Annotated in this window: 7 protein-coding genes; 3 read left to right on the top strand and 4 right to left on the bottom strand. The window is 62.9% G+C overall.

Going from position 1 to position 9,111, the window contains the following annotated elements; genetic code table 11:
- The first annotated feature begins 50 nt into the window (after positions 1–50).
- Both L1069_RS20200 and L1069_RS20205 read left to right on the top strand, forming a co-directional pair.
- On the top strand, positions 51–1,622 hold the full coding sequence (locus L1069_RS20200) for a Hint domain-containing protein (RefSeq protein ID WP_237456838.1): 1,572 nt from the start codon (positions 51–53) through the stop codon (positions 1,620–1,622).
- Positions 1,623–1,720: 98 nt separating this feature from the next.
- Positions 1,721–2,074 (top strand): hypothetical protein, encoded by a 354-nt coding sequence (locus L1069_RS20205; RefSeq protein WP_129370980.1) that lies wholly within the window; start codon positions 1,721–1,723, stop codon positions 2,072–2,074.
- Between the two features lie 15 nt (positions 2,075–2,089).
- Here L1069_RS20205 and L1069_RS20210 read toward each other — a convergent pair whose 3' ends face one another.
- Positions 2,090–2,860: a helix-turn-helix transcriptional regulator gene (locus L1069_RS20210; protein WP_237456839.1), complete on the bottom strand. Its 771-nt coding sequence runs from the start codon at positions 2,858–2,860 to the stop codon at positions 2,090–2,092.
- 121 nt (positions 2,861–2,981) lie between these two features.
- On the opposite strand from L1069_RS20210, the gene L1069_RS20215 reads away from it, so the two are divergent.
- Positions 2,982–3,416 carry an excinuclease ABC subunit A gene (locus tag L1069_RS20215; protein ID WP_237456840.1) on the top strand — a complete coding sequence of 145 codons (435 nt, stop codon included), beginning with the start codon at positions 2,982–2,984 and terminating at the stop codon, positions 3,414–3,416.
- A 118-nt stretch (positions 3,417–3,534) separates the two neighbouring features.
- Here L1069_RS20215 and uvrA read toward each other — a convergent pair whose 3' ends face one another.
- From uvrA to L1069_RS20230, 3 genes are all read right to left on the bottom strand, one after another.
- Entirely contained in the window at positions 3,535–6,393 is a 2,859-nt protein-coding gene (gene uvrA / locus L1069_RS20220) for an excinuclease ABC subunit UvrA (protein WP_237456841.1), read from the bottom strand.
- Positions 6,394–6,673: 280 nt separating this feature from the next.
- Positions 6,674–7,843 (bottom strand): MFS transporter, encoded by a 1,170-nt coding sequence (locus tag L1069_RS20225; protein ID WP_237456842.1) that lies wholly within the window; start codon positions 7,841–7,843, stop codon positions 6,674–6,676.
- A 667-nt stretch (positions 7,844–8,510) separates the two neighbouring features.
- Positions 8,511–9,111: hypothetical protein (locus L1069_RS20230; RefSeq protein ID WP_237456843.1), on the bottom strand; the 601-nt coding region annotated here is incomplete at its 5' end.

Below are 9,111 nucleotides of genomic sequence, written 5' to 3' on the forward strand. Positions count from 1 at the left end.
TCCGGTAAGCGATCGTAAATTCTCGCACACCCGGAGGCGCGCTGTCTGTTATGGCCACGGCAACGGAACTGAACATCAACTCCTCTGCAACCGCCACCCAGATGGCAGAGGAAATCTTTGGCGACGGCGTCACGGTTGAAAGTGCCAGCTACAGCGGCGACAGCCTGTCATCGGGCATCTACACTGGCGCTGATACAACCACACCAGGCGTAGCACCTGCAGATTCCGGCGTGATCCTGTCGACAGGTTACGCCCGCGACTTTACCAACAGCGACGGCAGCACCAACACAAACGTCCGCGGCAACACCAGCACCAATACCACCGGCGCCAACAACGACGCGGATTTCAACGCCCTCGCCGGTGCCGCCACCCGCGATGCCTCGTTTCTGGAAATCGACTTCACCCCGGACGGCGACCTGCTGACCATCGACTTTGTGCTGTCCTCCGAGGAATACCCCGAGTTCGCCAATTCGCAATACAATGACGTGGTCGGTGTCTGGGTGAATGGAGTAGAGGCCCAGGTCTCCATCGGCAACGGCACCGCGTCGATCGGCAATATCAACGATGGCACCGAAAACGTCTATGTCGACAACACCGGCGACCAGTTCAACACCGAAATGGACGGGTTCACAATCACCCTGACCTTTGTCGCTCCGGTGAATGCAGGGGAGATCAACACCCTCAAGATCGGCGTCGCCGATACTGTGGACAGCAGCTATGACACCAACCTGCTGATTGCCGGCGGCTCAGTGCAGACAGCGGTGGTCGCGCAGGATGACCAGGAAGATATCGCGGTCAACAAGACCCGTGTGGTGGATGTACTGGAAAACGACACCACCACCGGCGGCACGCTGACCATCACCCATATCAATGGCCAGGAAGTGTTCGCCAATGATACCGTCACCCTGGCGACCGGACAGCAGATCACTCTGAACGCCGACGGCACCTTGACCGTCGTCACCGATGGCGACCTGGAAACCGTCTATTTCAACTACACCGCAGACAACGGCCTGGGCAACTCCGACACCGGCCTGGTCGAGATCAACCAGACGGTTCCCTGCTTCCTGCGCGGCACCCTGATCCGGGTGCCCGGCGGTGAAATCCCGGTCGAGGACCTGCGCCCCGGCATGGAGGTTCTGACCTACGACAACGGCCCGCAGCCCCTGCAATGGATCGGCAGCCGCCGCATCGCCTGCACGCCCGGGACCGCTCCGATCCGCTTTGCCAAAGGCAGCTGCGGCAACAGCCGCGACCTATATGTGTCGCCGCAGCACCGGATGCTGGTTTCCGGCAGCCGCGCCGAGCTGCTGTTCGGCGAGGGTGAGGTTCTGGTCAAGGCCAAGGACCTGGTGAACGACAGCACCATCCGCCCGGCGCTGGAGATGCAGGAGGCGCAGTATGTCCACCTGCTGTTCGGCCGCCACCAGATTCTCTGGGCCGACGGCGCCCTCAGCGAAAGCTACCAGCCCGGCCCGCAAACAGCGGCAGGATTTGACGCAGGCACCTTGGCGGAAATCCGCGAATTATTCCCGGAACTCTGCGCTGAAACCGGCCGCGGGTACGGAAATGCGGCGCGGCTGGCCCTGCGCGGCCATGAAGCGCGGGTTCTTGCCGCTGCGTAACCGGCTGCAGGCGGGCCGCCGCCGCCGGCTTTACCGCCCTCTTGGATTTTGCGCCTGGCCCGTTATGTCAAAGGCGACCAGGAAAGGACCCGCCGTAAATGGTACGCCGTTATTTTGTTTCCATCATTGTTCTCGCCGCCACTTGTGCAGTGGCTATTCCGCTTGCTGCAGGCAATGGCATCGGGCATGGCAAGTCGGACCAGGCAGGCTTGCACTGCCCGGCAGGCCTGGCCAAGACCTCATCGCATTGTGTGCCGCCGGACCATGCCAAGAAGTTCTACCGCCGCGGCGACCATATTCTGGATGAGTACATCTGGATCGGGTCTCCAGGCGAATGGGCACCGGACCCATTTGGCAGCTATGTTCAGGCCGGCGGCTATGTCTATCAGGTGAACCGCGAGACCCAGAAAGTGCTGCGCCTGATCGGTGCCGAGGCGGACCTGGCGAACTGACCGGCCGCACTCCTGCTAGCGGCCGCCCATAGCGGCCATCGTCTCCCGCGTGGCCTCATCAGCCGGAAACAGCATTTCGATCCGCAGCTCCGCCATCGCCAGATCCCCTGTGCCGCCGAACTGGGTAATGGTGGAAAAGAATGACAGCACCTGCCCGCCCATCCGGTAGCGGGCCGGGATCACCGCGGGCAGCTCCCCCTCCTGTGCGCAGCCGGAGGCCGCCACTATCCGCTGCAGCCGCTCCACCGCCTGTTCCAGCACCGGATCCTCGCCGAAATGGGCCAGCTCGGTTCTAAGCCGGGCCAGGCTCAGCCGTTCAACATCCTGCAGGTTCTCCAGCACTTCCCGCAGACCGGCGTTCTCCAGCAGAGCCTCAATCAGGCTGCAGCCCGCACTGATCCCAACGCCTTCAAGCATTAGGGCCGCAGGCCGGTTCAGGCGCAATAGCCGCCAATGCCGGTCGATCATCAGCGCCGGATACGGCTCATGCGCGATCATCATCTGCTCAGCGGCCTGCTTCAGCGGCGCCAATTCCGCATCGTTCAGATTCCTCCGTGAAAACACAGGTGCCAGACCGGCAGCGGCCAGCAGCTGATTGCGCGCCCCGCCCGGCACCTGCAGTTCATCGCTTAAGCGCAGCACCATGCCGCGGCTGGGCCGCGACCTTCCGCTCTCCAGAAAGGACAGATGCCGCGCCGAGACCCCGGCTTCCAGCGCCAGCTCCATCTGGCTCATCCGCCGCAGCCCGCGCCATTTCTTCAGAACCGCGCCGAAACCTTCCGCCATGAACAGACTCCTTTTCCCGCAGCATAGACAGGCACAATCAGAAGTTCACTTACCTCCAAGGTAATTGTTCCGCTTCCGTGCCTGACTGCATTCTACGCGCAGACATTACCAGGAGCTTCCTATGACCCATTCAGCTGCAATCCGCATGCTCAAAACCGTCTCGATACTCGCCGCCGCCTTCGGGCTGGCTATGGTACTGGCGCTGGCCACCCCGCTCGCAGCCGCGCTCAGCCTGTTCATCGATCTCGCCTTTCTGCCGGTGGACGGCGCCCAGACGCTTACCCCCGGCGCGGCCGCCCTGATGACCGCCATCAGCGGCGGGCTGATGTGCGGCTTCTGCGTGCTGATCTATCTGGTGACAGAGCATATCTACAGCACCAACCCGGCTCTTGGCCACCGCCTGCTGATCCCGGCCCTGCTGGCCTGGTACGTGCCCGACAGCCTCGGCTCCCTCGCCGCCGGCGCTTGGTTCAACGTGGTGATGAACACGCTCTTCCTGCTGCTGTTCCTGGTGCCGCTGATGCTGGCCCGCCCCGCCGCCGCGCAAACTGCATGAAAAATGAGGGCGAAACCGCCCTCTTTCATCTTTCCAGAAATACTCCGGGGTGAATTGGCCAAAGGCCAAGAGGGGCAGCGCCCCTTTTCCATCAAACGTGCGGGACAGTGCCCTGCCCCTACTCCGCCGCCACCTTCCGTGCCGCCAGAATGTCCTTCAGGTACCGCCCGGTGTGGCTGCGCGGCTCATCCGCCACTATCTCGGGGGTACCCGCCGCGACAATCTCGCCGCCGCCATCGCCGCCCTCGGGACCGATGTCGATGATCCAGTCGGAGGTCTTGACCACATCCAGATTATGCTCAATCACCACCACCGAATTGCCCTGCTCCACCAGCTCGTGCAGCACTTCCAGCAACTTTTTCACATCCTCGAAATGCAGGCCAGTGGTCGGCTCATCCAGGATATACAGCGTCCGCCCGGTGGAGCGTTTTGACAGTTCCTTTGACAGTTTCACCCGCTGCGCCTCGCCGCCGGACAGCGTTGTCGCCTGCTGACCCACCTTGATATAGCCCAGGCCCACCCGCATCAGCGCGTCCATCTTGTCGCGGATCGACGGCACCGCCTGAAAAAACTCCTGCGCGTCTTCCACCGTCATATCCAGCACATCGGCAATGCTCTTGCCCTTGAACTTGATCTCCAGCGTCTCGCGGTTATAGCGCGCGCCCTTGCAGGTTTCGCAGGTCACATAGACGTCGGGCAGGAAATGCATCTCGATCTTGATGACACCATCGCCCTGGCAGGCCTCGCAGCGGCCGCCCTTGACGTTGAAGGAAAAGCGCCCGGGCTTGTAGCCGCGCGTCTTGGCTTCCGGCAGACCGGCAAACCAGTCGCGGATCGGCGTAAAGGCACCGGTATAGGTCGCAGGGTTCGACCGCGGCGTGCGGCCGATCGGGCGCTGGTCGATGTCGATCACCTTGTCCAGATGCTCCAGCCCCTTGATGCTTTCGCAGGGCGCCGGGGTCTGGCGCGCGCCGTTCAGCCGCATCGAGGCGGTCTTGAACAGCGTCTCAATCGTCAGCGTCGACTTGCCGCCGCCGGAGACGCCGGTCACGCAGACAAACTTGCCCAGCGGAAACTCTGCCGTCACTTCTTTCAGGTTGTTGCCGGTAGCTTTCACCACCTTGATCTTCTTCTTGTTGCCCTTGCGCCGCTTGGGCGGCACCGCAATCTCACGGGTGCCGGACAGATACTGCCCAGTGATCGAGCCGGTGTCCGCAGCAACCGCACCCGGTGTGCCGTGGCTTACAACTTCACCGCCATGCACCCCGGCGCCGGGGCCGATGTCGAACACATAATCCGCCTGACGGATCATGTCCTCGTCGTGTTCCACCACAATCACCGTATTGCCCTGATCGCGCAGGTTTTTCAGGGTGCCGATCAGCCGGTCATTATCGCGCTGGTGCAGCCCGATGGAGGGTTCATCCAGCACATAAAGCACACCCGTAAGGCCTGAGCCGATCTGGCTCGCCAGCCGGATCCGCTGGCTCTCGCCGCCGGACAGCGTGCCGGAGTTACGGCTCAGCGACAGATACTCCAGCCCGACATTATTCAGGAACCCCAGCCGCTCGCGGATCTCCTTCACAATAGCACGGGCGATCTCTTGCTTCTGCTGGGTCAGATGGTTCGGCACATCCTCGATCCAGGCCAGCGCCTCGCGGATCGACAGCTGCACCACCTGACCGGCATGGACACCGGCAATCTTCACCGCCAGCGCCTCGGCGCGCAGCCGGTAACCCTCGCAATGGTGGCAATGGCGGTTGTTCTGATACCGTTCGAACTCCTCGCGGATCCAGTTTGAATCCGTCTCGCGGTAGCGCCGCTCCATGTTTGGAATGACGCCCTCGAATGTACGCTCCACCTGATAAACCCGCCCGCCCTCGTCATAGCGGAACATGATCTCTTCCTCGCCGGAACCATACAGGAACACCTTCTGCACCTTCTCCGGCAGGTCCTTCCAGACAGTGTTCTTGTCGAACTGGTAATGCTTGGCGATGGCCTCGATGGTCTGCAGGAAATAGGGCGACTTGCCCTTGCGCCAGGGTGCCAGCGCGCCGTCATAGACCTTCAGGGACTGGTCCGGCACCACCAGGCGTTCGTCAAAGAACAGCTCAACCCCCAGACCATCGCATTCCGGGCAGGCCCCGAACGGCGCGTTGAAGGAAAACAGCCGCGGCTCGATCTCCGGAATGGTGAAACCGCTGACCGGGCAGGCAAAATTCTCACTGAAGGTAATCCGTTCCGGATCGCCCTCCTTGGGCGCGGTTTCCAGAATGGCAATGCCATCCGCCAGATCCAGCGCTGTGCGCAAGCTGTCTGCCAGCCGCGTCTCCATCCCCTCGCGCACCACCAGACGGTCAACCACCACGTCGATGTCATGGCGGAACTTCTTGTCCAGCGTGGGCGGCTCGTCCAGCTCATAGAACTCGCCGTCCACCTTGACCCGCTGGAAGCCCTGCTTGCGCAGCTCCAGGAATTCCTTCTTGTATTCACCCTTGCGGTCGCGGACGATCGGCGCCAGCAGATAGCCGCGGGTGCCGTCCTCCATCTCCATGATCCGGTCGACCATGTCCTGCACCTGCTGCGCCTCAATCGGCTTGCCGGTGGCCGGGGAATAGGGCGTGCCTGCGCGGGCAAACAGCAGCCGAAGATAGTCATAAATCTCAGTCACCGTGCCAACGGTCGAGCGTGGGTTCTTCGATGTCGTCTTCTGCTCAATTGAAATCGCCGGAGACAAGCCGCTGATGTGGTCCACATCCGGCTTTTCCATCATGTCCAGGAACTGGCGGGCATAGGCCGACAAGCTCTCGACATAGCGGCGCTGGCCCTCGGCATAGATGGTGTCAAACGCCAGGCTGGATTTGCCCGAACCGCTAAGACCGGTGATCACCACCAGCTCATCGCGCGGAATATCCACATCGATGCTTTTCAGATTATGCTCGCGCGCGCCGCGTACTTCGATGGATTTCAGCTCAGCCATAATGCCCCCGTGCCCGCGCCTGCCAAACCAGCGGCAAACGCCCGCCATACAAATAGGGAATGCACCGGGAAACGCCAAGCCCCAAAAGAGAACATATCACGAACAGGACAAAACTTGCTGACAGCAGCTGGCAGCAGGCTGCGCCGGCCCCGGATCAAACCGGAAAACACGCGTTTTCCGGCCCGGATTTCAACCGGAATCCGGCGCGCCGCTTGCGGCGCCATGCCCAACGGGCGACGGCCCCCGAACCGGGGGCCGGTGACGGGCGGGAGAGGCCCCGTTACGCCATGCTGCGCCGCCGCGCTGACAGCAGACCATGCACCGCAGCGCCGCTCAGGAACAGCGCCAGCAGCACAGCCATCATGCCGCCAAAGCCGCCGCCGGCCAGTGCCAGCACCATCAGCGGCGTTCCGACGGTATTGCCCAGATTACCCATCTGCGCCATTGCACCGCTGGACTGCGCCCGCGCGGCGGCGCTGCCGTTCAGCTGCGGAACGGCCGCAAAGGAGCCGCCCTGCACCAGCCCCATGGCCCCCGCCATGGCAATACAGGCGGCAGGCGCTCCGGGCATGGCCCACAGCCACAGGGCGGCGGCGGCACAAGCCAGGAACCCCAGCTGCGCCAGCCGAATCCCCGGCAGGAACCGCAGCAGATACACCCCCAGGGTCATCGACACCGCAATGCTGGCCAGCGGCATCATCCCCAGCACAAAGGCGCGCATGTCCTCGGCGATATAAGGCGGGATCACCGTCAGCACCGCCACAAAACAGCAGGTGTAAAACAGCCAGCCCGCAGCCGGCGCCGAAATCCAGGGGGACCGGTAAATGGGCAGATGCAGCCCGGGCAATTCCGCCAGGCGCGGCAGCGGCCCCCTTTCCGGCACCGGAACATCGCGCAAGGCAAAGCCCAGCAGCAGCGCCAGCCCCGCCATTACGCCCGCATGGGCACCAAACAGCGCCAGCAGCCCCCAGGCATCCGCCAGCGGCAGCCCGAACCAGGCCAGCAGGGTAAAGGCGACGGCAAAAAACGTGCTCCACAGGGTCATCGCCAGCCCCCGTCCCCGCTCCGAGCTCAGCTGTGCAATCAGAACCGGCCCTGCCACTACGATACCCAGATGCGACAGCCCCTCAACCACACGGGAGGCCAGGAACACCCCGAACGGCAGATGCAGCGCTTGCAGGGCAGACATCGCCGCCCCCGCCCACAGCGCCCAGATCAGCGTGCGCCGGTAGCCGAAAGCGGCGACATACAACCCCGCCACAGCCCCGAGCAGAATGCCCAAAACCCCGACCAGCGACACGGAAAAGCTGATCGCATTTCCCGCCTGCGGGTACAGCTCCCCCATCCGGCCAAAGATCACGCTGATCTTGCCGTATTGCGCAGCCGCCCCCAGGCCTGCGCCCCAGACCGCCAGGATCAGCCCCCAGCGGGAATTTCCGGATGCCGTCATGGCTGCTGCCCCTGTTGTGTCGCTTGATAAGCCTCTGGTTACCCCGGACCAGGCGCCGGGACCAGAGCCCTGCCGCCAAAGAAAAAGGCGGCCCCTCACAGGGAGCCATTCCGTACTGTAGGGCACGCGTCCTGCCAGCCTGCCGACCGAGAGGTCGGCAGGTATTTGTTTTTACGCCCTGATCTTGTCTGATTTTTCCGTCATCAGGGGCGGATTGGCGGGAAGTTCAAACTTCCCGCGGCGAGCGCTCAGTTGTGCCCGCTTGATTTCGTCGTGGGCCATAGTGGCCAATATTTGAGGTGCACGAGCTCTTGACCCAGAAACGGACAAAAGGACCGAACAAGGTGAAAAGCCTGGGAAGTTCATCTTCAACGGCGCCAACGGCAAGCCATCGCGAAAGGCCGGCCACAAAAAGGGATCTGTGCCGCGTGCACGCTCCGTCCGGGTAATCCACAAGCCCTGCAAAGGACTGCCTGGGGCCCGCTTTACAGTGTCGAGCGGGCATCGCCGTCAGAAGACGCGCGACGAGAAGATCGAGATCTTGTCCCTGTTGGCCAATGGCACGGGCCTTCACGGCATCCGCCGCATTCTCCGTACGCCCAGGGGCGAGACGGAGCCGGGAATGTCCAGGCTTTACAATCGCATCTTCTGGCTCGAGCGGACGCTCTTAGCCTACGAGAAAGCACAACTCGCGAAGTGGCGCTAGCGTGTCGAACGGCAGCGTATCAAAGACGGCAAGCCCTGCACCCACACGCGCATCGCCAACGACGGCATCGTCGCCGGCGTAAACCGGCAGACCAAGCTCGACCGCAAAATCACGCAGCTGAACTGCCCGGTCAGTGCCGCCATTCGCTCGGGCTATGTCTTCCGCTGCGATGTGGATTTCGATCCGACCATCGACCCGCTGGAGGTCATTGAGGACGCCTCCTTCGGCGTCGCCCGGGGCTCGGCCCCTCGCAAGCTGTATCGGAACTCGAAAGGCACCTTCACCGCACCAAGGCTTCACTTCCAGCGGCCGGCGGCGCGGTTCGACGAACCGGCGCTCTTCTCCGCTGCGGAGAAGCGCCTGTGCCACTTCATAGGACGGACCACCAAAGCATTCGATGCCGCCGGAGAGCCTCTCTCGCCGGAGGCTTACATGGCGACCCAGGCCGCCACCGCCCGGGCCGACGAGATCGAGCACCTGCGCGATCACTGGTTCAACCTCGTGAAGCACGAACGTGACAGCCGGAACGCCTTCAATGGCGTTATGACGCGCGGCACTTATA

Origin of the sequence: Leisingera sp. MMG026 (assembly GCF_021654205.1) — a bacterium.
Lineage (GTDB): Bacteria > Pseudomonadota > Alphaproteobacteria > Rhodobacterales > Rhodobacteraceae > Leisingera.

What these genes read in the sequence shown, in the direction of transcription:
- L1069_RS20200 (WP_237456838.1), top strand. Translation starts at nt 51, where the DNA reads ATGGCCACGGCAACGGAACTGAACATCAACTCCTCTGCAACCGCCACC.
- L1069_RS20205 (WP_129370980.1), top strand. Translation starts at nt 1,721, where the DNA reads ATGGTACGCCGTTATTTTGTTTCCATCATTGTTCTCGCCGCCACTTGT.
- L1069_RS20210 (WP_237456839.1), bottom strand. Translation starts at nt 2,860, where the DNA reads ATGGCGGAAGGTTTCGGCGCGGTTCTGAAGAAATGGCGCGGGCTGCGG.
- L1069_RS20215 (WP_237456840.1), top strand. Translation starts at nt 2,982, where the DNA reads ATGACCCATTCAGCTGCAATCCGCATGCTCAAAACCGTCTCGATACTC.
- uvrA (WP_237456841.1), bottom strand. Translation starts at nt 6,393, where the DNA reads ATGGCTGAGCTGAAATCCATCGAAGTACGCGGCGCGCGCGAGCATAAT.
- L1069_RS20225 (WP_237456842.1), bottom strand. Translation starts at nt 7,843, where the DNA reads ATGACGGCATCCGGAAATTCCCGCTGGGGGCTGATCCTGGCGGTCTGG.